At 65.9% G+C, this 24,969-nt stretch carries 19 protein-coding genes and 4 pseudogenes; 11 read left to right on the top strand and 12 right to left on the bottom strand.

The annotated features are described in order from the left end of the window. Positions 1–73: 73 nt before the first annotated feature. On the bottom strand, positions 74–1,558 hold the full coding sequence (locus M5I08_RS14145; protein WP_219069379.1) for a CYTH and CHAD domain-containing protein: 1,485 nt from the start codon (positions 1,556–1,558) through the stop codon (positions 74–76). 27 nt (positions 1,559–1,585) lie between these two features. Next, complete coding sequence (gene panB / locus M5I08_RS14140; RefSeq protein ID WP_219069381.1) at positions 1,586–2,425, bottom strand: 3-methyl-2-oxobutanoate hydroxymethyltransferase; 840 nt, start codon at positions 2,423–2,425, stop codon at positions 1,586–1,588. A gap of 281 nt (positions 2,426–2,706) precedes the next feature. On the opposite strand from panB, the pseudogene M5I08_RS14135 reads away from it, so the two are divergent. The 9 genes and pseudogenes from M5I08_RS14135 to M5I08_RS14095 all read left to right on the top strand — a co-directional run. Then, positions 2,707–3,585, top strand: a pseudogene (locus M5I08_RS14135) (WS/DGAT domain-containing protein); the annotation flags it as partial. Positions 3,586–3,646: 61 nt separating this feature from the next. After that, positions 3,647–5,215, top strand: coding sequence for an alpha/beta hydrolase (locus M5I08_RS14130; protein WP_219069383.1), 1,569 nt, complete (start codon positions 3,647–3,649; stop codon positions 5,213–5,215). A gap of 97 nt (positions 5,216–5,312) precedes the next feature. Further along, on the top strand, positions 5,313–6,812 hold the full coding sequence (locus tag M5I08_RS14125; RefSeq protein WP_304502957.1) for an alpha/beta hydrolase: 1,500 nt from the start codon (positions 5,313–5,315) through the stop codon (positions 6,810–6,812). A 38-nt stretch (positions 6,813–6,850) separates the two neighbouring features. Continuing rightward, positions 6,851–8,188 carry a glutamine synthetase family protein gene (locus tag M5I08_RS14120; RefSeq protein WP_219069387.1) on the top strand — a complete coding sequence of 446 codons (1,338 nt, stop codon included), beginning with the start codon at positions 6,851–6,853 and terminating at the stop codon, positions 8,186–8,188. 57 nt (positions 8,189–8,245) lie between these two features. Then, positions 8,246–11,224: a bifunctional [glutamine synthetase] adenylyltransferase/[glutamine synthetase]-adenylyl-L-tyrosine phosphorylase gene (locus tag M5I08_RS14115; protein WP_219069389.1), complete on the top strand. Its 2,979-nt coding sequence runs from the start codon at positions 8,246–8,248 to the stop codon at positions 11,222–11,224. Positions 11,225–11,234: 10 nt separating this feature from the next. Further along, positions 11,235–11,757, top strand: a pseudogene (locus M5I08_RS14110) (PaaI family thioesterase). Further along, positions 11,748–12,181: pseudogene (locus M5I08_RS14105) on the top strand (LLM class flavin-dependent oxidoreductase); the annotation flags it as partial. The pseudogenes M5I08_RS14110 and M5I08_RS14105, both read left to right, overlap by 10 nt. 61 nt (positions 12,182–12,242) lie before the next feature. Further along, positions 12,243–12,476 carry a hypothetical protein gene (locus M5I08_RS14100; RefSeq protein ID WP_219069393.1) on the top strand — a complete coding sequence of 78 codons (234 nt, stop codon included), beginning with the start codon at positions 12,243–12,245 and terminating at the stop codon, positions 12,474–12,476. 20 nt (positions 12,477–12,496) lie between these two features. After that, positions 12,497–12,781, top strand: a pseudogene (locus tag M5I08_RS14095) (alpha/beta fold hydrolase); the annotation flags it as partial. 6 nt (positions 12,782–12,787) lie between these two features. Here M5I08_RS14095 and M5I08_RS14090 read toward each other — a convergent pair. Then, positions 12,788–14,605 (bottom strand): fatty acyl-AMP ligase, encoded by a 1,818-nt coding sequence (locus tag M5I08_RS14090; protein WP_219069395.1) that lies wholly within the window; start codon positions 14,603–14,605, stop codon positions 12,788–12,790. Positions 14,606–14,655: 50 nt separating this feature from the next. Further along, entirely contained in the window at positions 14,656–16,092 is a 1,437-nt protein-coding gene (glnA, locus tag M5I08_RS14085; RefSeq protein ID WP_219069398.1) for a type I glutamate--ammonia ligase, read from the bottom strand. Between the two features lie 198 nt (positions 16,093–16,290). On the opposite strand from glnA, the gene M5I08_RS14080 reads away from it, so the two are divergent. Then, a complete protein-coding gene (locus M5I08_RS14080; RefSeq protein ID WP_219069400.1) occupies positions 16,291–16,755 on the top strand; it encodes an RDD family protein in 465 nt (154 codons plus the stop codon). A 25-nt stretch (positions 16,756–16,780) separates the two neighbouring features. Here M5I08_RS14080 and M5I08_RS14075 read toward each other — a convergent pair whose 3' ends face one another. Genes M5I08_RS14075 through sucB form a run of 5 tightly spaced genes read right to left on the bottom strand, consistent with a single transcriptional unit; the run spans position 16,781 to position 21,807 of the window. Further along, entirely contained in the window at positions 16,781–17,533 is a 753-nt protein-coding gene (locus tag M5I08_RS14075; protein ID WP_219069402.1) for a DUF4191 domain-containing protein, read from the bottom strand. Positions 17,534–17,537: 4 nt separating this feature from the next. Further along, a complete protein-coding gene (gene lipA, locus M5I08_RS14070; RefSeq protein ID WP_219069404.1) occupies positions 17,538–18,470 on the bottom strand; it encodes a lipoyl synthase in 933 nt (310 codons plus the stop codon). After that, complete coding sequence (lipB, locus tag M5I08_RS14065) at positions 18,467–19,147, bottom strand: lipoyl(octanoyl) transferase LipB (RefSeq protein WP_219069406.1); 681 nt, start codon at positions 19,145–19,147, stop codon at positions 18,467–18,469. Before lipB ends, lipA begins: the two co-directional genes overlap by 4 nt. Before the next feature lie 18 nt (positions 19,148–19,165). Beyond that, a complete protein-coding gene (locus tag M5I08_RS14060; RefSeq protein WP_219069408.1) occupies positions 19,166–20,077 on the bottom strand; it encodes a TIGR01777 family oxidoreductase in 912 nt (303 codons plus the stop codon). Positions 20,078–20,091: 14 nt separating this feature from the next. Then, positions 20,092–21,807 (bottom strand): 2-oxoglutarate dehydrogenase, E2 component, dihydrolipoamide succinyltransferase, encoded by a 1,716-nt coding sequence (gene sucB / locus M5I08_RS14055; protein ID WP_219069410.1) that lies wholly within the window; start codon positions 21,805–21,807, stop codon positions 20,092–20,094. A 317-nt stretch (positions 21,808–22,124) separates the two neighbouring features. On the opposite strand from sucB, the gene M5I08_RS14050 reads away from it, so the two are divergent. After that, positions 22,125–22,490 carry a hypothetical protein gene (locus M5I08_RS14050; RefSeq protein WP_219069412.1) on the top strand — a complete coding sequence of 122 codons (366 nt, stop codon included), beginning with the start codon at positions 22,125–22,127 and terminating at the stop codon, positions 22,488–22,490. Positions 22,491–22,772: 282 nt separating this feature from the next. On the opposite strand, the gene M5I08_RS14045 is transcribed toward M5I08_RS14050, so the two are convergent. From M5I08_RS14045 to M5I08_RS14035, 3 genes are all read right to left on the bottom strand, one after another. Beyond that, positions 22,773–23,144 (bottom strand): transposase, encoded by a 372-nt coding sequence (locus tag M5I08_RS14045; RefSeq protein ID WP_249762777.1) that lies wholly within the window; start codon positions 23,142–23,144, stop codon positions 22,773–22,775. 344 nt (positions 23,145–23,488) lie between these two features. Then, positions 23,489–23,872 (bottom strand): hypothetical protein, encoded by a 384-nt coding sequence (locus M5I08_RS14040; protein ID WP_219069415.1) that lies wholly within the window; start codon positions 23,870–23,872, stop codon positions 23,489–23,491. 215 nt (positions 23,873–24,087) lie between these two features. Beyond that, positions 24,088–24,849, bottom strand: a complete 762-nt coding sequence (locus M5I08_RS14035) for a hypothetical protein (RefSeq protein ID WP_249762776.1) — start codon at positions 24,847–24,849, stop codon at positions 24,088–24,090. Positions 24,850–24,969: the final 120 nt, after the last annotated feature.

The raw sequence follows: 24,969 nt of genomic DNA, 5'->3' as shown, positions 1-24,969 counted from the left end.
GCTAGCGACAAAGGGTCGCTAGATAGCGCGGAACAGTTTCCGGCTTACAGGCCAACTCGTCCGCCCTGCCGACTCAGCTGGGTAGTTTGCGAAGTGATTTGTCCAGCTTGCGCAACGCCGGCCTGAGCTGCCGACGGCATTGCACCGCCAAGTCGGTCTCCTGCTGGTAGAGCAGCCCGTAGGTGAACGTGTCCTCGCCCGCGACATGGGTGGCCTCGGCCTGCTGAATCAGGTGCTCGCGGCTGACCGCGCTGTCCTGGTGATCTCCGAGTAGCGACTGTATTTTTTTCGCTCGCTTCGATACCTTCTTCGCACCCGTCGCAGCCGCTGTGTAGCGAAGCCGCTTGGCGCGCTTGCGGATTCGATGTATGGCGCTGTCGCGGTCTTCATCACCGGCCCGTTGCGCGGCCTTGGCGGCCCTGCGCACCTTCTTACCTGCTGCGGCAACGGCCACCGGAGCAGAACGCTGGCCGGTCGACGGGGCTGTCGCGATCACCGTTTCCAGGGCGTCGAGCAGACGGAAATACCGCGGTGAACGCAACGCCGCCAACGAATGCCGGAGCCCGGCCCGATAACGATGTTCGGCGTCGTCGACCAATCGTTCCCGGATAGGGCCGCGGATTAACTCCGGCGGCAATGCGTCTAGAGCATTGCGGTAGCGCCCGGCCAATACTTCGGCATCGCGGGCTACTCCCAAGACGTTGGCCAGCTCGCGCAGCTCGCCGAGGAGGCCATCAGGAAGCACAAACAAATCCGACGATGCCTGTAGCAGGCTGCGGATCTGGCGAGTGGTCACCCGCATCTGGTGCACGGCGTCGTCGGCCTCGGTGCGCACGGCGCGATCCCAGACCAGCAGCTCGTCGAATTGTTCGGCCACCGCGCGATGTAGCGGGTCGGCGGCACAGCAGTCTTTCGGCCTCGTGCCGAGCACCCGCGCCAGTTTGGAGCCGTGCCCTGCCGGCCGTGCACCAGCGCCAAGCAGCCGGTCGCTCAGCGTGTCCAACAGCGCCGTATTCGTTTCGGGTTGGGTGAGCTCCAGCTCCCACTCACGCCATCGCTGCTCGACCTCGGGCGCATCGGGGGTGGCGGCCCGGGTCGCGATGACCTGGTCGTCGCAGAACTCGGCCAGCACCGCGTCGTCGGCGTCGTAGAGGCGCTGGACCGCCCGGGTGGTGGTTATTCGCGCGACCGGGTTTAGCGGGCGGTCCCGGACAATTGCCAGCACGACGTCGACCAACTCGGTCGGCACATCGTGGTGGCTCTCTTCGTCGCTGCCCAGCGGCTCGCGCACCTCCGTGCGGGCGTCCGGTCCCGCCGGCAATTTCAGGTGCCAACCGGCATCGACACCGCCCGTGCGGCGACGCAACGTGATTCGTCTGGATGCCAGATCTCGCGCCGGCGTGTCGAAGTACACGGCATCAAGTTCCTGCGTCGGTAGCCGCTCCACCTGATGAATTTCCGGTACACCGGCGAACGATGGTGGGCTGGTGGACTCGCCGACGTCGAACTTGCGCTCTACCTCCAGATAACGCGACGTGCTCGGGGCCCCATCAGACATAGTCAGGCATCGTCGCTTGTGGCGCCTCTAAAAACTGTGCTCGTCGGCCGGAAAGGTCCCAGCGGCGACTTCATCCGCGTACTGTATTGCCGCACGGCGCAATTCGTCCCCCACGTCGCCGAACCGCTTGACGAACCGGGCCGTCTTGCCGCTGGTCAGCCCGGCCATGTCCTGCCAAACCAACACCTGGGCATCGCAATTGGGCCCTGCCCCGATCCCGATCGTCGGGATGGTCAGCTTGCCGGTGATCTGGGTGGCCAACTCGGCCGGCACCATCTCCATCACCACGGAAAACGCGCCGGCCTCGGCGACGGCGATCGCGTCGGCAATGGTGTGTTCGGCCGCGTCGCCGCGGCCCTGCACCCGGAAACCGCCGAGGGTGTTGACGCTTTGCGGGGTGAAGCCGATATGGGCCATCACCGGGATGCCGGCAGCGGTCAGAGTGGCGATCTGCTCGGCGACGCGTTCGCCGCCTTCCAGCTTGACCGCATGTGCGCCGGCTTCCTTCATGAACCGGGTCGCGGCGCTCAGCGCCGCCGCCGGGCCGGCTTCGTAACTGCCGAACGGCAGGTCGGCCACCACCAGGGCATGCAGTGCGCCCCGCACCGCGCCACGCACCAGCGGAATCAGCTCATCTATCGAGATCGGCACCGTGGTGTCATAGCCGTAAACGACGTTGGCGGCCGAGTCGCCAACCAGCAACACCGGGATGCCGGCCTCGTCGAAGACTCGGGCGGTGGAGTAGTCGTAGGCCGTCAGCATGGCCCACTTGTGGCCTTCGGCCTTCATCTTCTGCAGGTGATGGACGCGGACCTTGGTCCGCGGCTGGGCCGGGGAATGAGCCCCGTAAACAGCGTGCTCAGACATCGTTGTCCCTAGTTGTGGTCGGGTCGATCCTCGTGGCCCAGTAGGGTCCCCGGGTTCGTCTGACCTGGCCAGTCTGCCACCCGGCGCCGTCCAAACGCGTACCCGATCCAGTGGACTTGCTCACACCGGTATGCAGCGCGACGATTCCGGCGCCGCTGTGCGGCCCCGGACATACCATCGGCGAATGCAGCGGCTAAGCGGACTCGACGCCGGTTTTCTGTATTTGGAGACTCAAGCGCAGCCGTTGCACGTCTGTTCGATTCTTGAACTCGATACTTTCGCCGGTGGAGGGGGTCGGCGACGCCAATCAAATCCAGATCGCGCTCAGCGGCTTGGTGCACTTCGCATCCCGTCCGCTGCGTCTGGCCGGCGTGTTGCAGAAAACCGCGTCGTCGGTCGCCGAGACCGTGCTGCGGGCGCGCACCGGGCTGACGATGGCCGCTCCGTTCGGCGCGCCGCCGACCTCCTTGAATGCCAGCATCACCGCACACCGCAACGTCGCCTACGCGCAGCTGGACCTTGACGACGTCAAGGCCGTCAAGAGTCATTTCGACGTCAAGGTCAACGACGTGGTGATGGCCCTGGTGTCCGGCGTGCTGCGGCAATTCCTGCTCGACGGCGGCGAGCTGCCGGATTCGTCGTTGGTGGCGATGGTGCCGGTATCGGTACATGGCCGCTCTGATCGCCCTGGGCGCAACCAGGTTTCGGGAATGTTTTCTCGACTGGAAACTCAGATCGCTGATCCCGCTGAACGACTCAAGTCCATCGCTGAAGCGAATTCGCTTGCCAAGCAACATAGTTCAGCGATCAGCGCCACACTCTTACAAGACTGGTCGCAGTTCGCGGCGCCGGCGGTGTTCGGTTTGGCCATGCGGGCTTACGCTCGCACCAGGTTGACCAAGAGCCGGCCTGTGCACAACCTGGTGGTTTCGAACGTGCCGGGTCCGCAAACGCCGCTGTATCTGCTGGGCAACGAGGTCAAAGCGATGTATCCGCTGGGGCCGATCTTCCACGGATCAGGCCTGAACATCACGGTGATGTCGTTGAACGGCAAACTGGACGTTGGCCTGATCTCGTGCCCCGAGCTGGTGCCGGATTTGTGGGAGCTGGCCGACGACTTCGCCATCGGGATGGAAGAACTGCTGCTGGCGACCCGATGAAGCGCCTACTCGCCCGTGCGGCAACAACAGCCACTCGTCGGCGCGTGGCAGCATGTAAGGCATGGGAATCCTTCGCGGCGACAAGATCGCGCGCACGATGCTGATCTGGACCGCAATGGCGGTGGTCGTGGCGACGGTGGCGAGCTGCACCCAGGTCGTGATCGGGCGTGCAGTGCTGGCCGGACCGAGAATCGGCCAGCCAGTGGAATGGGGGCCGTGTCGTGTCGCCGGCGGTGGCGGGACCTCGATAATGAAGCTCCCGGATGGCGGGCAGTGCGGCAAGCTAGCTGTACCCGTCGACTACCACCACGTCGACGGCGACGCCACCACGCTGGCGCTGATCAGGTTCCCGGCGACCAGAAACAAAATCGGGTCGCTGATCATCAACCCCGGCGGACCCGGCGAGTCCGGCATCGAGGCCGCCCTGGGCCTGTTGCAGTCGCTTCCGCCGCGGATCCGTGAACGGTTCGACCTGGTCGGATTCGACCCGCGCGGGGTGGCGGCGTCGCGGCCGGCGATCTGGTGCAACTCTGACGCCGATAACGACCGGCAGCGCACCGAGCCGCAAGTCGACTACAGCCTGCCGGGCGTGTCGCACATCGAGGACGAGACCAAGGCCTTCGTCGGCCGTTGTGTCGACAAGGTGAGCAAGAAATTTCTGGCCCACGTTGGAACCGTTGACGTCGCCCGTGACTTGGACGCCATCCGGGAAGCATTGGGCGACAGCAAACTGACCTTCTTGGGCTACTCGTATGGAACCCGAATCGGCGCCGCCTATGCCGAGGCCTACCCCAAAAACGTTCGGGCGATGATCCTCGACGGGGCCGTGGATCCCAATATGAAGTCCATCGAGGCGGACCTCCGCCAAGCCAAGGGTTTTCAGGACGCATTCAACGACTTCGCGAAAGACTGCGCCAAGTCTCCGTCCTGTCCGCTGGGCACCGACCCGGCCAAAGCCGTTGGCGTATATCATAGTTTGGTCGACGTGCTTGTCGACAAGGACAATCTGCAAATCGGCAAGCCGGCACGGACCAAAGATCCCCGCGGTCTGAGCTACAGCGACGCGATCGTGGGCACGATGATGGCGCTGTATTCACCGACCTTCTGGCATCACTTGACCCGCGGATTGACCGAGCTGGCCCATCATCGCGGCGACACGCTGCTTGAGCTGGCCGACTTGTACATGCGGCGCGACAAGCACGGTCACTACACCGACGCCACCGACGCGCGGGTGGCGATCGACTGCGTCGACGATCTGCCGGTCAAGGAACGCGCCAAGGTCATCGACGAAGACCGCCGCTCGCGTCAGATCGCACCGTTCATGAGCTACGGGAAATTCACCGGCGACGCGCCGCTGGGCACCTGCGCGTTCTGGCCGGTGCTGGCGACCAGTAAGCCGCACACCATCTCCGCTCCGGGCCTAGCGCCGACGCTGGTGGTGTCGACGACCCGCGATCCGGCAACGCCGTATCAAGCCGGCGTCGACCTGGCCAACCAGCTGCACGGCAGTTTGCTCACCTACGACGGCACCCAGCACACGGTGGTGTTCCAGGGCGACAGCTGCGTCGACGACTACGCGACGGCATACCTCGTCAGCGGCGCTCTGCCGCCGAAAGGGGCGAAATGCTAGGACTTGCAATGCTAAGACCGCGCCGGAGATAACGAGACCAAGGTGTGACCATCGGGATCACCACCCCGTGGCCGGGTGCGTGAGACGATTGGCAGCCATGTGGCGCATGAGACGTTCGTTCTCTGCGCTGCTTTCTTTGGTCCTACCGTTGGCGGCAGCCGTCGCGATCGCGCCGACGGCGCGTGCCACCGTGAACTGGGGAAACTGCGGCCGGTTCGTCCAACACCCTGATGACGTTCCGACCGCGCAGTGCACCACCATTCCGGTCCCCATCGACTACGACAACCCCGGCGCAGGCCAAGCTCAGCTCGCGGTCATCCGAATTCCCGCGACCGGCTCGCGGATCGGAGTGCTGCTGGTCAACCCGGGTGGGCCGGGGGCGTCGGCGGTGGACATGGTCGTTGCGATGGGAGCGCAGCTGGCGGGCTCCGAGGTCAGCCGCCGCTTCGATTTGGTCGGATTCGATCCCCGCGGGGTCGGGCACTCGACGCCGCCGCTGCGCTGCCAGACCGACGCGGAGTTCGACGCTTACCGCCGCGAACCGATGGTCGACTACAGCCCGCCGGGCGTCGCGCACATCGAAGCTGTGTATCGACAGCTGGCGCAGCGCTGCCTCAACCGCAACGGCTCGGCCTTCTTGGAGAACGTCGGGACAGCGTCGGTCGCACGCGACATGGATCTGGTGCGCCAAGCGCTAGGCGACGAGCAAATCAACTATCTCGGCTTCAGCTACGGTACAGAACTGGGAACCGCGTACGTCGAGCGGTTCGGCGACCATGTGCGCACGATGGTGCTCGACGGTGTGATCGACCCGAGCGTTGGTCCGATCGAGGGCAACGTCAACCAGCAGGCCGCGTTTCAGACCGCGTTCAACGATTACGCGGCTGATTGCGCCCGCTCGGCGGACTGCCCGCTGGGCACCGACCCGAACCAGTGGGACAGCCGCTTTCACCAATTGGTCGACCCCCTGGTGGGCAAACCCGCCCACACGTCGGATCCCCGCGGGCTGGGTTACGCCGACGCGACAACCGGCACCATCAACGCGCTCTATACTCCGCAGTTCTGGAAATTTCTGACCAGCGGTCTGCTCGGTCTGCAGCGCGGGACCGATCCCGGCGACTTACTGATGCTGGCCGACGAGTATTACGGCCGCGACTCCCATGGGCACTACGACAACTCGCAGGACGCATTCAACGCGGTTCGCTGCGTCGACGCGCCCGAGCCGACCGATCCGGCGGCCTGGGTCGATGCCGATCGCCGGATCCGCCAAGTTGCGCCGGCTCTGTCCTACGGACAGTTCACTGGGTATGCGCCGCGCGACCTGTGCGCGCTATGGCCGGTACCCGCGACGTCGGCGCCGGCGCCGGCGGAACCGGTCGCTCCGGGCAAAGTTGTCGTGGTGTCTACTACCCACGACCCGGCCACTCCTTATCAGGCCGGCGTGGACTTGGCCCGCGAGCTCGGTGCCCCGCTGATTACCTACGAGGGCACGCAGCACACGGTGGTGTTCAACGGTGACCAATGCGTCGACGACGCGGTGGTTCGCTACTTGGTCGATGGGGTACCGCCAGGAAACTTATGGTGTTCGGCCCAGTAGTAACACGGAGTTAACTGGCTTTGCATATTGTTGCCGGTATGGACCGACAAAAGGAATTCGTGCTCCGCACGCTTGAGGAGAGGGACATCCGTTTCGTCCGGCTATGGTTCACCGATGTGCTGGGAACCCTCAAGTCGGTCGCGATCGCGCCTGCAGAACTCGAGGGTGCGTTCGAGGAAGGCATCGGCTTCGACGGATCCTCCATTGAGGGATTTGCCCGCGTCTCGGAGTCCGATACGCTAGCTCACCCCGACCCGTCCACCTTCCAGGTGCTGCCGTGGACCAGCGCGTCGGGACATCACCACTCGGCACGGATGTTCTGCGACATCACGATGCCGGACGGCTCGCCGTCCTGGGCTGATCCACGCCACGTGCTGCGTCGTCAGCTGAGCAAAACCAGCGACCTCGGCTTCTCCTGCTATGTACATCCGGAAATCGAGTTCTTCCTGCTCGAGCCCGGCCCCCAGGACGGGTCGACGCCCGTTCCGACCGACAACGCCGGCTACTTCGACCAGGCCGTGCACGCCGCCTCCAACTTCCGTCGGCATGCGATCGACGCCCTGGAGTTCATGGGCATTTCGGTGGAGTTCAGCCATCATGAAGGCGCACCCGGACAACAAGAGATCGATTTGCGCTTCGCGGATGCGCTGTCGATGGCCGACAACGTGATGACGTTCCGTTACCTCATCAAAGAGATAGCGCGGGAAGAGGGTATGCGGGCGACGTTCATGCCCAAGCCTTTCGGGCAATACCCCGGCTCGGCCATGCACACTCATATGAGCTTGTTCGAAGGCGAGGTCAACGCCTTTCACAGCCCAGACGATCCGTTGCAACTCTCCGATGTCGCCAAGTCATTCATCGCCGGGATTCTCGAGCACGCAAGCGAGATCAGTGCGGTTACCAATCAATGGGTCAACTCCTACAAGCGGCTGGTGTTCGGCGGTGAGGCACCGACCGCCGCGTCGTGGGGAGCGGCTAACCGGTCGTCCTTGGTCCGTATCCCGATGTACAGCCCAAGCAAAACCTCCTCGCGACGTATCGAGGTGCGCAGCCCCGACTCGGCCTGCAACCCTTACCTGGCATTCGCCGTGCTGCTGGCGGCGGGGCTGCGCGGCGTCGAAAAGGGTTACGTGCTGGGTCCCCAAGCAGAGGACAATGTCTGGGACCTGACGGTCGAGGAGCGCCACGCGATGGGCTACCGCGAGCTGCCGTCCAGTCTCGACGAAGCGCTTCGTGCGATGGAGAGCTCAGAGCTGGTCGCAGAAGCCTTGGGGGAGCATGTCTTCGACTTCTTTCTGCGCAACAAGCGCACGGAGTGGGCCGCCTACCGCAGCCACGTCACGCCGTACGAGCTGAAGACCTACATTTCCTTATAGGTTTGCGGCCGCTGGCGCGGTCGCGCAGCCGCATCCCAGGAATTGTGCGCTACCGTCGTGGTCGTGGTCCAACCCGTCACGGAGAGGTCGAAAATTCCCAGCGTCGGCCGGCTCGGGCTGGTCGGCGCGCGCGCAGCTGACAACTTGGCGAAGCTGGGGTGGAACACCGAAGCGCACGTCGATCTGCTTTGGTCCCTGTCGCGCGCGCCCGACGCCGACGCCGCCCTACGCGCGGTGATCCGACTGGCCGAAGCGCTCGGCGACGACTGGGACGAACTCAACGCGGCACTGGCGGTCGACCGCGGCCTGCGCGGTCGGCTGTTCGCCCTGCTCGGGTCTTCGCTGGCTTTGGGCGATCATCTGATCGCCAATCCGCAGGCGTGGCATCTGCTGCGGGGTGATGTGTTGCTGCCATCCGCCGAGCAGCTCCTGGCCGCCTTCACCGAGTGCGGCGCCGACGCCTCAGCGGGTCAGAGCGCGGTGCTGTTGCGGCTGCGCATTCTCTACCGCAACCGGGTGATGGTGCTGGCCGCCCTGGATTTGGCCCCCACAGTCGAGAACGAAAAGGTGCTGCCTTTCAGCGCCGTCGGCGCCCATCTGAGCGACATCGCGGACGCCGCATTGGCGGCTGCGCTCAAACTTGCCGAGGCCACCGTTTGTGGCGATGCGCCACCACCCCGGCTGGCCGTCATCGCGATGGGCAAATGCGGGGCGCGGGAACTGAACTACGTCAGCGACGTCGACGTGGTCTTCGTCGCCGAGCACGCTGACGCGGTAACCGCGCGCGTCGCGGGCGAAATGATGCGGTTGGCGTCAGAGGCCTTCATCCAAGTGGACGCGGGGCTACGGCCGGAGGGCAAACAGGGCGAGCTGGTCCGCACCCTCGACTCGCATATCGCTTACTACCGGCGCTGGGCCAAGACCTGGGAGTTCCAGGCGCTGCTCAAAGCCCGACCCGCCGCGGGTGACGCCGAATTGGGCAAGCAATACGTCGACGCGCTGATGCCGATGGTGTGGACCGCTTGCGAGCGTGACGATTTCGTGCCCGAGGTTCAGGCGATGCGGCGGCGAGTGGAGCAGCTGGTGCCCGCCGATATCCGAAGTCGCGAGATCAAACTCGGCAGCGGCGGGCTGCGTGATGTCGAGTTCGCGGTGCAGCTGCTGCAACTCGTGCACGGTCGCACCGACGAGTCGCTGCACGTGGCTTCCACGGTGGACGCGCTGGCAGCCCTCGGGGCTGGCGGCTACGTCGGCCGCGACGACACCGCCAACCTGACAGCCTCTTACGAGTTCCTTCGGCTGCTGGAACACCGGCTGCAGCTGCAGCGATTCAAACGCACTCATATGTTGCCCGCCTTCGACGATGACGAGGCGCTGCGCTGGCTGGCGCGCGCGGCGCATATTCGACCCGACGGGCGCTACGACGCGCTCGGCGTGCTGCGCGAAGAGCTGAAACGCCACAACCTGCGGGTCTCGCGGCTACACGCCAAGCTGTTCTACCAACCGCTGCTTGAGTTGCTTGCGCCTGAAGACCTGGAGTTCTCACACGGTATGACGCCGACGGCGGCCGCGCGCCAGCTGGCCGCACTGGGCTATGACGCTCCGCAAAGCGCGCTGAGCCACCTTTCGGCGCTGATCAATCAGAGCGGCCGCCGCGGTCGGGTGCAATCGGTGCTGCTGCCCAGGCTGCTGGACTGGCTGTCCGATACGCCCGATCCGGACAGCGGGCTGTTGGCCTATCGCCGGATCAGCGAGGCGATGGTCTCGCAGCGCTGGTTTTTGTCCACGCTGCGCGACAAGCCGGCCGTTGCCAAGCGGCTGATGCATGTGCTCGGCGCCTCGTCGTACGTCCCCGACCTGCTGATGCGCGCACCGGAGATCCTCCAGCACTACAGTGACGGGCCGGGGGGGCCGAAGCTGCTTGACGTTCAGCCCCAGACGGTGGCTGGTGCTTTGGTGGCCTCGGCGGGCCGGCACACCGACCCGGTACGGGCGATTGCGGTCGCGCGCTCGCTGCGCCGTCGTGAGCTGGCCCGCGTCGCCTCAGCCGATCTGCTCGGCATGCTCGAGGTCACCGAAGTCTGCACGGCACTTTCCTCGGTGTGGGTTGCGGTGCTGCAGGCCGCCCTCAGCGCGGTGATCCGCGCCAATGTTCCCGATGGAGGTGAAGCCCCGGCTGCGATCGCGGTCATCGGAATGGGGCGGCTGGGCGGCCGCGAGCTGGGCTACGGGTCCGACGCCGACGTGCTGTTCGTCTGCGAACCGGTTGCGGGCGTGGAGGATTCGGCGGCGGTGGGCTGGGCGGTGTCGGTGGCCGAGCAGGTTCGGGCGCTGTTGGGCACCGCAAGCGCCGACCCGCCGCTGGAGATCGACGCCAGCCTGCGGCCGGAGGGCCGCAGTGGTCCGCTGGTGCGCACACTGGCGGCATATGAGGCGTACTACGCGCAATGGGCGCAGCCGTGGGAGGTCCAAGCGTTGTTGCGGGCCGACGCGGTCGCCGGTGACGCGGATCTGGGCCAGCGATTCCTATTGATGGCCGACAAAACGCGTTATCCCGCCGGTGGGGTGTCCGCAGAGGCGGTGCGGGAAATTCGGCGCATGAAGGCGCGGGTGGATTCCGAGCGGCTACCGCGCGGCGCCGATCCCAAGACCCACACCAAGCTGGGCCGTGGCGGTCTGGCTGATATCGAGTGGACCGTGCAGCTGCTCCAGCTGCGGTATGCCCACGAGATCGAGGCGTTGCACAACACCTCCACGCTGGAGAGTCTGGATGCCATCGCCAAGGCCGGACTGATCTCCACTGAGGATGCCGAGCTGCTGCGGCAGACCTGGCTGACCGTGACTCGGGCCCGCAACGCGCTGGTACTGGTCCGGGGTAAGCCGACCGATCAGCTGCCTGGACCCGGACGTCAGCTCAACACCGTCGCGGTCGCTGCGGGCTGGGAAAAGAGCGGCGACGGCGGCGCATTCCTGGACCACTACCTACGGCTGACTCGACGCGCAAAAGCCGTCGTGCGCAAGGTGTTCGGTGAATGAGGCAGCCCCGGTGCAGACACCTTACGAGGTGATGAGCGCCGATGAGCACGATCGGCTCGCAGGGTTGTACGGTCCGCTGACGGACGCAGTGGCGCGAGCTCATCGACGCCACTATTCTTACCGAGGCCGACCACGATTCCAGCCATGCCGCACGGACTGCGATCCAGGCGGCGACCAGCGCCCTGCGCAGCAGACAGCGGCACCCGCTGCCGGAGCGAGTTCACCCTCAACGCGGCCTACGAGGGGCCGCCCGGCATGGTGCACATGGTGGTGTATGCGCTCTGGTCCTCGACCATGTCCTCGGCGAGGCCGCCAGTGAAGGCTTGACCAAACCGCTGTTCACCGGAACCCTCACCGTACGATTTGCGCGCGGCGCCCCATTGGGCAGGCTTCGCGCCGACGCCGCCGTCGAGCGGACTGAGGGAGTCAAATCATATGTCTGCGGCCATCTTTCCGACGCTGAGGGAATCACCGTCGAAGCCGAAGGTATCTTCATTCGGCCGGCGTGGGCGCGCGAGCCCGGATCGAGCTGATGCGGACGCCGTGGTCGCAGGACTGGTGGGACTTCGACGGCGAGTTCTACCAAGTGCCGCGGTTGGAGATGGAACCCACGCCGCCGCGGATACCGACCTACGTCGGCGGCCTCAGCGAGACCGGGCTGCGCCGCGCGGCCCGCCACAACGGTTGGATCGGCGACTTGATCAAAACCGACCGCGCGATCGCGGCCGCGGCCCGACTGCGTGAGTTGCGGGTCGAAAACGATTTAGGCATGGATGATTTCAGCGTCCTCACGCCGTTGACCGATGCCATCACCATCGCCGACTACCAGCGCGCGCAGGATGCCGGGATCACCGGCACCCTGACCATGCCCGGGAGTTTCTACACCGGGTCAGATGCCACCCTGGCCGAGAAAGTCGACGGCAGAAGTTCCGCATGGATCTCGCGCCCGACGGGTAACCCGCGCTCCGCGGCCGAGTAAGCATTCCGTCACCCGCCCGATTGGCCTAACGTGTCAAGGGTGGAGCTAGACGGAAATCCCGAATTGGTGCCGGTTGAGGCATTGCGCTCAGGTGACCCGATAACCGATGTCCACGGTGGCGGTCAGCATTACACAGTCCTCGAGTCGAAATCTTTCGACGAGAGCTGCGTGGTCCTCGAGCTCGAGTCGAAAGCCAACGACCAGCTTCGAGTGATCGAGATGACCTTCCCGGCCGGCTACTACATGGGCAGGTCGCCTCGGCACATGCTGTGACGCCATGGCGACCGGCTGGTCGCTCGCCGCATGAGGACGCTTTTCCGCTGGTGATCACCCACGGCTGGCCCGGATCGATCGTGGAGTTTCACAAGGCGATCGAGCCATTGGTCAATCCCGCGCCCGGACCCGCCCAGGACGCCTTCCACGTGGTGTGTCCGTCGCTTCCGGGGTACGGGTTTTCCGGCAAGCCCTCGCGAACGGGATGGGGCGTCGACAAGATCGCGCAGGCGTGGGAGACGCTGATGCAGCGCCTCGGCTACGACCGCTACGGCGCACAGGGCGGTGACTGGGGGGTATCCGTCTTCTCACTAGCGCACGCCCAGGGTGCTGTTGAGGTACTGCGCGCGGCAGGCTCGGCGGGCCAGCTTGCCGCTGGTGGTGCGGGGGATAGCGCCGGCGGGCAGCAACAGCACATCGGCGACGCTGAGGTGGTGGCGGTGCGACACGGCCTGCTTGATCGCGTCAATCGCCGGTTGGGGATCGACCCGGCTGGTGCCCGCGGCGCGTTCGGCGACGATCACCAGCCGCTGGCCGCCGTCGCCGTCCGGCGCCGCGAACGCTGCCGCGTAGCCACGACGTACGACGGCGGACGCCTCGGCGGCGGTGGCCTCGATGTCCTGTGGGTAGTGGCTGCGGCCGTCGATCGTCACCAGATCGGCGATGCGGCCGGTGACGTAGAGCTCGCCATCGAGGTAGACGCCGAGGTCCCCGGTGCGCAGCCAGGTGCCTTCGACGGTCGAACCCTCGGCGTGGCTGCCTTCCCGGAGCCGGGATGCCAGCGTGACGCCGAACGTTGCCCGGGTCTCGTCGGGCATTCCCCAGTAGCCGCGACCAACGTTGTTGCCTTGCAACCAGATTTCGCCGACCGCACCGTCCGGCAATTCCGACCCGGTAGCAGGGTCGACGATCACGGCCCACTGGCTGCGGGCCACCTGGCCGCATGACACCTGCGCGACGGCGTTCGGGGCGTCGGCCGGTACGGGTACCGCGTGTCCGGCACCCAGTTGCTCACGGTCGAAATACGTCACCGTCGGCTCGGCCTCGGGCGCGATGGTTGCGACGAACAGAGTTCCCTCGGCTATGCCGTAGGAGGGTTTGAACGCTGTGCGCGGTAACCCGTAGGGGCCAAACGCTTTACTGAATGTTCGGATCGCATCGATGCTGACCGGTTCGGAACCGATGATCATCACCACATTGCGCAGATCGATGTCATCGCCCGGTGTGGGTAGGCCTCGCTGTACGGTCCACTCGTAGGCGAAGTTCGGCGCGGCGGTGACGACGCGGCCTTCCCGCGAGCCGGCGGACAATGCATGAATCCACCGCTGCGGCCTTCGGACGAACGCCGTCGGCGACATCAGCGTGGAGTGTCCGCCGTAGATCGCCGGGAAGCCGATCATTGACAAACCCATGTCGTGATAGAGCGGTAACCAGCTGATCCCGTGAGTGTTTCGGTTCAGCAGGTCGATCGACAAGATCATCTGCACCAGGTTGGTGCCGACCGCGCGATGGGTGACTTCCACGCCGACCGGAGGTCGTGTTGAGCCCGACGTGTACTGCAGGTGGGAAACGTCGTCGAGGCCGAGTTCGGTGGGCACGAACCGCTCTCCTGCGGCGTCGGGGATCTGATCGATGACGTCGACGTGCGCTCGGCGGCGCTGGGGGAAGTTGGCCAGGAAATTCTCGACCGCCGCTTTTGCCGCCGTCGTGGTGAGGACGAGAGTCGGCTCGGAATCACGAAGGGCCGTATCGAGACGTGCTGTGTGCCCGGGCAATTCGGGAGCGAACAACGGCACCGCGATGGTCCCCGCCTTGACCGCCGCGTAGAAACCCGCGACGTAGTCGATGCCCTGTGGCGCGAGGATCGCAACCCGGTCACCCCGACCGGCGGACTGCTGCACGCGCGCGCCGATGGCATGCAGCCTGGCCCCGAACTGTGTCCAGGTCATTTCCTCGGTGTGTACGTCAACTGCACCTGTGTGGTCCAGATAGCGATACGCCGTCGCGTCTCCGACAGTGGCGATGTTGCGGTCAATCAGGGATATCAGCGTTGCGCCCGCAGGTAATGCGACGCCGCCGCGGGCATCCAGGCAGTCTTCGATCTGTAGCAGTCCGAAGCCGCTATCCATAACCGAAAGTGTGCCACCAGGGCCAGGGGGCCCCAGTGGCTCAGCTCGTCTTAAACGTCGTAGTAGAGAGCGAACTCGTACGGGTGCGGCCGGATCTGGACCGGCAGGATCTCGTTTTCGCGCTTGAAGCTGATCCACGTCTCGATCAAGTCTGACGTGAAAACGCCGCCCTCGGTGAGGTATTCGTGATCTGCTTCGAGGCGGTCGATCACCGCGGACAGCTGGGTCGGTGCCTGCGGGATGTTCGCGGCCTCATCCGGCGGCAGCTCGTAGAGGTCCTTGTCGACCGGCGTCTGCGGCTCGATCTTGTTCTTGATGCCGTCCAGACCGGCCATCAGCATGGCCGAGAACGCCAGGTACGGGTTGCCCGACGAGTCGGGGCAGCGGAACTCCAACCGCTTGGCCTTCGGGTTGCTGCCGGTGATCGGGATCCGCACGCACGCCGACCGGTTGCGCTGGCTGTAGACCAGGTTGATCGGTGCCTCGAAACCGGGGACCAGGCGTTTGTAGGAGTTCACCGTCGGGTTGGTGAAGGCCAGCAGCGACGGCGCGTGATACAACAAACCGCCGATGTAGTGCCGCGCGGTGTCCGACAGGCCGGCATAGCCCGTCTCGTCGTACATCAGCGGGCTGCCGTCTTTCCACAGCGACTGGTGGCAGTGCATGCCGGAGCCGTTGTCGCCGAACAGCGGCTTGGGCATGAACGTGACGGTCTTGCCTTCGGCCCACGCGGTGTTCTTGACGATGTACTTGTACAGCTGCAAGTCGTCGGCCGCGTGTAACAGCGTGTTGAACTTGTAGTTGATCTCGGACTGGCCGCCGGTGCCCACCTCGTGGTGGCCCTTCTCCAGGCTGAAGCCGGACCTGATCAGGTTCTGCAGCATCTCGTTGCGCAGATCGGCGTAGTGGTCGGTCGGCGGAACCGGGAAGTAACCGCCCTTGGGGCGGACCTTGTAACCGCGGTTGGGGCTGCCGTCGCTCTCGGTGGGCTCCCCGGTATTCCACCACCCCGAGATCGCATCCACCTCGTAGAACGAGCCGTTGATGCGCGAGTCGAAGCTGACCGAGTCGAAGATGTAGAACTCGGCCTCGGCGCCGAAGTACGCGGTGTCGGCGACGCCGGTGCTCTTCAGATAGTTCTCCGCCTTGCGGGCGACGTTGCGCGGGTCGCGCGAGTACGGCTCAAGGGTGAACGGATCGTGCACGAAGAAGTTGAGGTTCAGCGTCTTGGCTTCGCGGAACAGGTCGATCTGTGCGGTGTCGGGGTCGGGCAGCAGCAGCATGTCGGATTCGTGGATCGCCTGGAAGCCGCGAATCGACGAGCCGTCGAAGGCAATCCCGTTCTCAAATACGTCTGCGTCGAAAAATGAAGCCGGAATTGTGAAGTGCTGCATGATGCCCGGCAGGTCGCAGAACCGAACGTCGACGAATTCGACCTTCTCGTCCTTGGCGAACCTGAGGATGTCATCGGCCGTTTTTTCGGACATCGAAGCGCTCTCCTTCGCTGCGGGCTTCGCATCTACTGTCGTCATTAAAGCGCTCTCCTTTACTGGCCCTGACTGGACGATCCGACCAGACGCTATGGAGCCAAGGTTTCCCGCGGGTCAACCCTGTGTTGCGCCGACGTTACGCCGACGGCGAGGTTCGCCGCCGAGTGTCGTCAGACCTCACCTTATTGTGGGGTCATGGCCCGCAGGATCGTATCTTGGCTGTCCGGTCCCGGACCACTCGACTCGGGGCCGCCGCAGCACTACCCGGGCGGGCGGCTCGGCTTGCCCGAACGCGGATCGGGGTCGTTGGCCCGACTTGGTCGCCGGATGGCCGCGCTGGTTGTCGACTGGTTGCTTGCCGACGGCCTGGCCGCGCTCGGTACGGCACTCGGGCTGATCTCCCCGCGACTGCTGTCGTCGGCGGTGCTGCTCATCTGGTTGGCGCTCGGCGTGCTCGCGGTCCGGCTTTTCGGGTTCACCCCCGGACAGTTTGCGCTGGGACTTGCGGTGGCGTCTGTCGATGAACGAATGCAGGTCGGGTTGGGTCGTGCCGCGGTGCGCGGGGTGCTGATCGCGCTCGTTGTGCCGGCGCTGTTCGTCGACGTCGACGGTCGCGGGCTGCAAGATCGCCTGACCGCCACCGCCGTCGTGCGGCGCTAGCTGTGCCTGCTGGGTGGCCACCCGACTATCGGCGGCGCACGGTGCGCTGGACACCGCGCATCTTGGCGGTGCCGGGCAGCGGGCCCTTGGGCGTTGCGGCCGTCCCGGCGCGCGAGCCGAGCGCGCTCAGCCGCGATTCCAGCGAGTCCATTTGCTTGGCGGTGATGTTGGCCGGCAGCCGGTTGAGGTGGCGCTCGAGCTTGGCCAGGGGAAGTTCTCCGTCGCCGTTGCCGATGATGACGTCATAGATCGGGACCTCGCCGACCAGCCGGGCGGTGCGTTTCTTCTCCTGGGCGAGCAGGGGTTTCAGCCGCGCCGGCGAGCCCTCCGCCACCAGGATGACGCCGGGTCGGCCGATCACCCGGTGCACGGCGTCGAAATGGCCGGTCGCTGCCACACCGGGGGTGACGCGCCACTTGCCGCGCAGATTGTCCAGCGCCCAGGCAGCGGCGCCGGCCTGGCCCTCGGCCTTGCGATAGACCGACCGCTGCGCACGCCGACCGAAAATGATGAAGGCCACCAGGACGCCCAGCACCACGCCCAGCGGGATCATCATGATCGCGGTGAACCCGCCGGCAGACACCCCAGCCGCCAGCGATACGCCCGCGATCAGCACGAAAGCAGCGATCATGTAGGGGACTAGCCGCTTGTCCTCTTGGCGCTGCACAGTGAACGCGTGCCAGAGTTGACCGCGGCGCTCTTTGGCGGCTGCTTTGCGGGCTGCTTTCGCTTCGGCCCTGGCGGCCTTGCTCGCCTTGGCACCACGGAGTTTCGCCATAGCTTTAGGATACGGGCGGGCGGGACTGCACGGCCTGCTGGTAGAGCCGTCCGGCCCGGTACGACGAGCGAACCAGCGGCCCGGCCAGCACCCCGGCGAAGCCCAGGTGTTCGGCGTAGTCCGAATACTCGGCGAACTCATCGGGATGCACCCAGCGCTCGACCGGGTGATGTCGCGCCGACGGGCGAAGGTATTGGGTGATCGTGACGATGTCGCACCCGGCCTCGATCAGATCGGCCAGCGCGGTGCGCACCTCCTCACGTGTCTCGCCCAGCCCGAGAATGAGGTTGCTCTTGGCGACCAGCCCGAAATCCCGCGCCGCGGTGAGCACGCCGAGGCTTCGCCGATAGGAGAAGGCCGGGCGGATTCGCTTGAAGACGCGCGGCACGGTCTCGACGTTGTGCGCCAACACTTCCGGCGCAGATTCAAAGACTTGCCGCAGCTGGTCGCGGACGCCGTTGAAATCGGGGATCAACAGCTCCACGCCGGTGGACGGGTTGAGCTTCTTGATGGCGCGCACGGTCTCGGCGTACAGCCATGCGCCGCCGTCGGGCAGGTCATCGCGGGCCACCCCGGTGACGGTGGAATACCGCAGGCTCATCGCCTGCACGCTTTCGGCCACTCGTCGGGGTTCGTCACGGTCAAGGGCGGCGGGCTTGCCGGTATCGATTTGGCAGAAGTCACAGCGACGGGTGCACAGCTGGCCGCCGATCAGGAAGGTGGCTTCGCGGTCTTCCCAACACTCGTAGATGTTGGGACAGCCGGCCTGCTCGCAGACGGTGTGTAGACCCTCGCGACGGACCAGGTTTTTCAGCTCCGTGTACTGCGGGCCCATCCGCAGCCGCGTCCTGATCCACGGCGGCTTGCGCTCGATCGGTGTCTGCGCGTTGCGCACTTCCAGACGCAGAAGCTTCCGACCCTCCGGGGTGACGGTCACGATGTCGACGCTACCGAGCTAACCGCCAGTCGGCCGTCCAGCGCGTCGCACACTGCGTCGGCGACTGCCGATCGGACGTCGTCGACGCCGACGCGGCGGCCCAGTTCGGCTGAGATGGACGTCACCCCGGCGTCGGTGATGCCGCACGGGACAATCTTTTCGAACGCGTCGAGGTCGCAGTCGCAGTTGAGCGCGAACCCGTGCAGCGTGGTCGCCCGTGAGACCCGTACGCCGACGGCGGCGACCTTGCGCGCGGGCTTATTGCCGCCGGCCGGCAACCATACGCCGGATCGGCCGTCGACTCGGCCTACCTCCAAACCCAGTGCGGTGCAGACCTTGATCAGCGATTCCTCAATGCGCCGAACGTAATTGACCACATCGAGCGGTTCGGCAAGCGTGACGATCGGGTAGCCGACGAGCTGGCCGGGGCCGTGCCAGGTGATCTTGCCGCCGCGGTCGGTGTCGATGACCGGCGTGCCGTCCGTTGGGCGTTCAGGCGCGGACGTGCGACGTCCGGCGGTGTAGACCGCCGGGTGTTCGAGCAGCAGCAGCGTGTCGGCGCCGCCCGCTACCCGGGCGTCGGCCAGCTCACGTTGCAGCTGCCATGCCACTCGGTAGTCAACCGTGCCTAGCTGGCGAACATCGATCGGGGCCGCGCTCGCGCGGATAGAACTCACACGGCCGAGGCTACAGGCCTAGGCCACGTCGGGCCTCGCGGTGGCGTAGCGCAGCGCCTCTCCGACGGTGTTGTGGTGGAACTCGAATCCGGCGCGTTCGAGTACGGCGGGGATCGCGCGTTGCCCGGTCAGCAGGCTTTCGTCAGCGAACTCGCCGAGTGCTGCGCGCACCACGAATCCCGGCATCAACAGCGGGGCGCGCCGATTCACCGCTCGGCCCAGTGCCGTGGTGAACTCTGCGTTGGTGACGGGTGCAGGCCCGGTGAAGTTCACCGGCCCGGAGATTCGAGGATCGGAGATCGCCAACTGCAGAGCTCGTACCTCATCCTCGAGGCTGATCCACGACATGTACTGGCGGCCATTGCCCAGGCGGGCGCCAAGGCCCACCGAGAACAGCGGCCGCAACCGGCGTAGCGCACCGCCGGACGGGGCCAGCACCAATCCGGTGCGGGCCCGCACCACCCGGGTGCCTGCCCGCTGGGCCGGCGCGGTGGCCGCTTCCCAGTCCTTACACAGTTGGGCTAGGAAACCCGTTCCCGCCGAATCGGTTTCGACGACCACCCGATCTCTGGTGTCACCGTAGTAGCCGACCGCGCTGGCATTGACCAGCACGCCGATGCCGGCGTCAGCGACCGCGGTGGACAGCACTTCGGTTGGCGTGATGCGGCTATCGCGCAGGCTTTGTTTGAACGCCCCTGACCAACGTCGCCCTCCGATGTTGATGCCGCACAAGTTCACCACGACGTCGACTCCGCTCAATGCGCTGGCGTCGAATTCGCCGCTTTCCGGATCCCAGTGCAGCTCACCGGCATTCGCCGGCGTGCGACGCAGGATCCGTAGAACCCGATGGTCTGCCGTGCGCAGCGCCGTCACCAGCGCCGAGCCGATCAGCCCGGACGAACCCGCGATCGCAACGACAGCCTTGGCCACGCTTCAAGCCCTGCCTACAGTCCTAGGTCGGCCTCGAACGCGCCCTCTTCGAGCCGATGCTTGACCGTGGTCAGGAACCGCCCGGCGTCGGCGCCGTCGATCAGCCTGTGGTCATAGGTCAGGGGCAGGTAGCAGATTGAGCGCACCCCGATGGATTCGTTGCCGGTGTCATCGACCACAACCCGCGGCCGTTTGACGATGGCACCGGTGCCCAGCATTGCGGCCTGCGGTGGCACCAGGATCGGGGTGTCCATCAGTGCGCCCTGGCTGCCGATGTTGGTGATCGTGAAGGTCCCTCCGGACAGTTCGTCGGGTTTGAGGTCACCTGAGCGGGCGCGAGCGGCGATGTCGGCGATTGCGCGGGCCAACCCGGGCAGTGACAGGTCACCGGCATTGTGGATGACGGGGGAGAGCAGGCCCTGCTCGGTGTCGACAGCGAAGCCCAGATGCTCGGCGTCGTAGTAGGTGATCTCCTTGGTGTCTTCGTTGTAGCTGGCATTGACGTTCGGATGGGCTTTGAGCGCATCGATGACGGCGCGTGCGATGAACGGCAGGAAGGTCAGGTTCACACCCTCCCGCTCGGCGAAGGTGGCCTTGGCTTTTTCGCGCAGCGCCACGATCCGGGTCATGTCGACTTCATGGGTCTGGGTGAGCTGTGCGGTGGCTTGCAGCGATTCCCGGGTTTTCTTCGCGGTGATTTGGCGAATCCTGCTGGCCTTCTGCGTGGTCCCCCGCAGATGCTCCAGCGCGGGCGCCGGGGCGGGGATGCTTGGTTTCGGCGCGGCAGCTGCCGGCGCCTTTTTAGCTTCTTCCTTCTGCTGCGCGGCCGCCAGCACGTCCTGTTTGCGGATACGTCCACCGACCCCGGTGCCGCTCACCTCGGCAAGATCAATATTGTTCTCGGCAGCCAACTTTCGGACCAGCGGCGTGACGTAGGGAGCGCTCGCCGCGCCAGCCGCCGGCGCGCCGTCGGCCCGGGGTTGGGGTGCGGGTTCGGGTTTGGCTTGCGGCGCAGGCGCCGGTTGCGGCGGGGGTGGCGGTGCGGCCTGGGGCTTCGCCTCGGGTTGGGCCGCCGGAGGGGCCGGTGGCTCGGGCGCGGGCTTGGCTGCCGCTGTGGTGGCGCCGGTCCCGATCCTGGCGAGCTCGCCGCCGATCGAGACGGTGACGTCCTCCTCGGCGGTGATGCTGATCAGCGTCCCCGCCACCGGGGACGGGATCTCGGTGTCGACCTTGTCCGTGGACACTTCGACCAGCGGCTCGTCCACGTCCACCGGGTCGCCGACCTTCTTCAGCCAGCGGGTCACGGTGCCCTCGGTGACGGATTCGCCGAGTTCGGGCATCAGCACCGGCGTCGACGGGCCAGTGCCGTCGTGTTCGCCGGCTGCTGCGGGCGGCTCGGCCTGCTGTTGCGGTTCTGGGGCCGGCTCCGGTTGCGGTTCAGGTGCTGCTTGCTCGGCGGGCTGCTCGTCATCGCCAGCTGCCGTGCTTTCCGCCGCGTCGCCGATGACGGCCAGTTCGCCGCCGATCTCGACGGTGTCGTCCTCCCGGGCGACGATCTTGGTCAGGACTCCCGCCGCAGGCGACGGAATTTCGGTGTCGACCTTGTCGGTGGACACTTCCAGCAGGGGCTCGTCGAGTTCGACTGTGTCGCCTTCTTGCTTGAGCCAGCGAGTCACGGTTCCCTCAGTCACGCTCTCACCGAGTGCCGGCATCTGCACTGAGAAGGCCATCTCTGTCGACTCCTGGATCGGTTGGTGGGCGCGCGCGTCGGCCTCTGGCTTCCCGCAGCGTTGTGACCGGAAGCTGCACCCAAGCGGATTACCGAAACCATCCTGTCACTGCGCCGCCAGCGGCACACAACCAGGGCGCAGCCGGCTCCGAGAGGCCATACGGACCGAGTTATTCTAAACGTGACAAATAACGGTATCCGATAAATTAGATTTAACATCCGTGGTCTGGGAAATCTTTAGCTCCTACGGGGATAGAACATCGCCGGTGTGAGCTGTTCTGGATGTAAAAGCCAGAAATCTGGATTATCTTGTTTTCTGTGTATCCCGACGACAGCGGCAAAGAGCTCGCCACGGTGCTTTCCTACCTGGCAGGGCGTTCCCTCAGCCGAGAAGAGATCTGGACGGCGATGGAACTGCCGCGGTCCACATACTACGACCAGCTGGACAAGGGAACCCTGATCACTGCGGACAACTTGCGCGTCGCGGCGGCCAATCTCGGCATCAACCGCGCCGAGCTGCTGACCCGCTACCGGTTCATCGACCCAGAAGAGATCACCGCACTGGCTGAGGAGATCCGGGGCGCCGCGCCTTTGCCGCAGGCGTCGGGCAACGTTGCTGTGAAGACCGCGCAGTCGACGAAATTTTCGGAGTGGGGACCGCGGCAAGACGCCCCGCCGCTCTAATAGACAGCGTTACAATAATCGGCGTGGCTCTCACCACCCTGATCAGCATCACCCTCGCGTCGATCGCGTGGAGTCTTTGGATTCGGCGGGTCACCTGGCGTTGCCGGCCTCAAAATTTCATGGGGATGCGGGTGGTGCCGTGACGTCGGCGGCTGACGCTTGTTGATCTTGTTTTCTCGGGTCGGGTAGGTCTCGGCGGCGCGTGTCGGGCGGTGCCGCCGGGTTCCACGGTCCCGGTGCTGGTTGCTCCTTCTGGGGGTCGTAGCGGCAACGGCCTTTTCGTCAGGGGATCGCCAGGACGCGGTTGAACGCGTCGGCGAATTCGTGCGCCCAGGGCCAGGTTTCGGGGATGCGGAGGAACAGGTGGCGGGAGTGGTTGATCAGCCGGGCGGCGGTGTGCAGCAGCCGGTGCCGCAGGGTGTCGGGTTCGGCCTTGGCCGGCGGCCCGTCGAGCAGCAGCAGCCTGATCCAGCACAGCGGGCCGATCGCGGTCGCGGCGGCGGTGACCCAGGCGGTGCTGATCGCGAACGAGGACGGCGGCCACCGGGCCAGGCCGGCGGCCGTCCCGTTGCGGATGAACCCTTCCGCGCGGGCGTGCACCCGGCGCCGCGCCTTCGGCCGCCGCACCTGCCCGCCGGCGGTGTTGGCCGCCAACCTGATACCGGTATCCGCCCAGCTGCCCGAACAGCGACAACTGAGCGCCAGTCTCGGTCTTCTCCCGGCGCGCCAGGATCCGCATGCCGGCGGGCCAGCCGGCCAGCCGGTCCCCGCCGGCGGACTCGCGCAGCAGCCCGGTCAGCCCGGCGGCCTGCGCGTCCTGGCGCGTTGCCCGCGCGCCGCGATGATCGCCAGCAACCCCCCCGGTATTGCCGCACCACGGCCGTGAGCGGATGAAACCCGCACCCTCCCTTGACGTTCCCGGCCGCGTGCTGCGTTCCCGAATGTGAGCCGATCAGCGGGGCGCCGACGCCGATCACGATCACCGCGCCCAGATCCCCCTAGCAGGCGGGCGCCGGAGGGATCCGCCCGTGCCGGGCTCCGATCCACTCCCACACCCGCTCGCGGAGCGTGCTGCCCACCATCATGACCCGGGCCAGCGCCGGCCCGTCGATCTCGTTCAGCGACCGCCGCGCCGCGGCCGCCGGCGCCGCCGGGCCGAACACCGGGTCCTGCTCGCGCAGCACCACCACATCGCAGATGTCGCGGCCGGCGCCGGCGATCATCACCGCCACATCGCGCAGCGCCGCGCCCCGATCATGGGTCACCCCCGGCCGCGGCAGCGCCGCCGACAATCCCGCGGTGAGCCCGGTCGCATCCGCCGGCATCCGCGGCATCCAGGCACCCGCCGTGCCCGACCACATCGTCGCCGCGGACCTCGACACGAAGATTCTTCGGCCACTCCGTAGTACCGTGCATCTGTCAGGTGCGCTCCCCATCCTGGATACCGGAACGTCAGACAACCCGATTACCCGTGTGGCAGCGCACCTTTCACGTTAACGACACCCGATGCCAGTCAATTAGGTGAAAAGTCGAGGTAGGCGACCCTCCTAGTCTAGGGATCCTTTGTCGCCAACTTGTTGAGATTTGTCTTGAGTTTTCAGGCCGCTTTTTGTGGGAGCCTGGCCGTTTCGATGTATTTGGTGATGTGAAAGTCTATGGTGTGCAAGGCATCTCGTAGTGGCTGTGGTGCTGGTGGCTGGTCGGCGGCCAACAGGGGACCCAGCAGGCGGTCGTGGAGTTTGGTGTAGAAGATGGCAAACCGCAGTCCGTCGCCGGTGAGCCGATACAGGTTGCGGCCGGGGAGTCGATCGATGAGCCCGTTGACCCGGAGCCGGGCCAGGTCGTAGCTGGCCCGGCTCATGGTGTAGTCGGTGCCGTCGAGCAGGCCGGTCATCAAGGCGCGCAGGCTCTTGTTGGTGATGGCGGTGACGGCGAGCATTGTCGTGCATAGGGCGCCGGGCAGGGCTTGGACCCGAAGATCGCCGAACCGTAAGGCCGGGGTCTTGCTGCCATCCCCGGTGAGGGTGGGCGCTGCGATCCGCTCAAAGGCTGGACTCGCAAGGACGCAGCCCTGGCCGGCACGTTCAGCATCGAGCAGGCGCCGATTGATCGCACGCGCGCGGGCGAGCAGCTCGTCGAGATGGGGCAGGCGGCGCTGGCAGCGCAGGTCATCGAGTGAGTTGACGACGGTTTCGATGCGCAGCGCCCGCCCGTCCTTCACATACTGCTTGATGCGGGAGCTCGTGTAGAAGGCGTTGACGGTGACCTCGGTGCCGCGAGTGAGGATCTTCGTCTTGGGCGCACAGTCGAGTTTGACGGGCCTGCCCCGGTGGCGGGGCCCGGTAAAGATCAGCTCCACGCTGTCGGGGCGGCCGATGCCGAGATTGTCGGCGACCAGCGCCTCAAAGAACGTCCGGGCGCGGCGCGGCGCGTCGACACCAAGGTGTGCGACACCTCGACTCGGCGCATGGACAGCTCC

Origin of the sequence: Candidatus Mycobacterium methanotrophicum (genome assembly GCF_023515995.1) — a bacterium.
Lineage (GTDB): Bacteria > Actinomycetota > Actinomycetes > Mycobacteriales > Mycobacteriaceae > Mycobacterium > Mycobacterium methanotrophicum.
The sequence above is the reverse complement of the archived record's forward strand: the minus strand, read 5'-3'. Positions and strand labels throughout refer to the sequence as shown.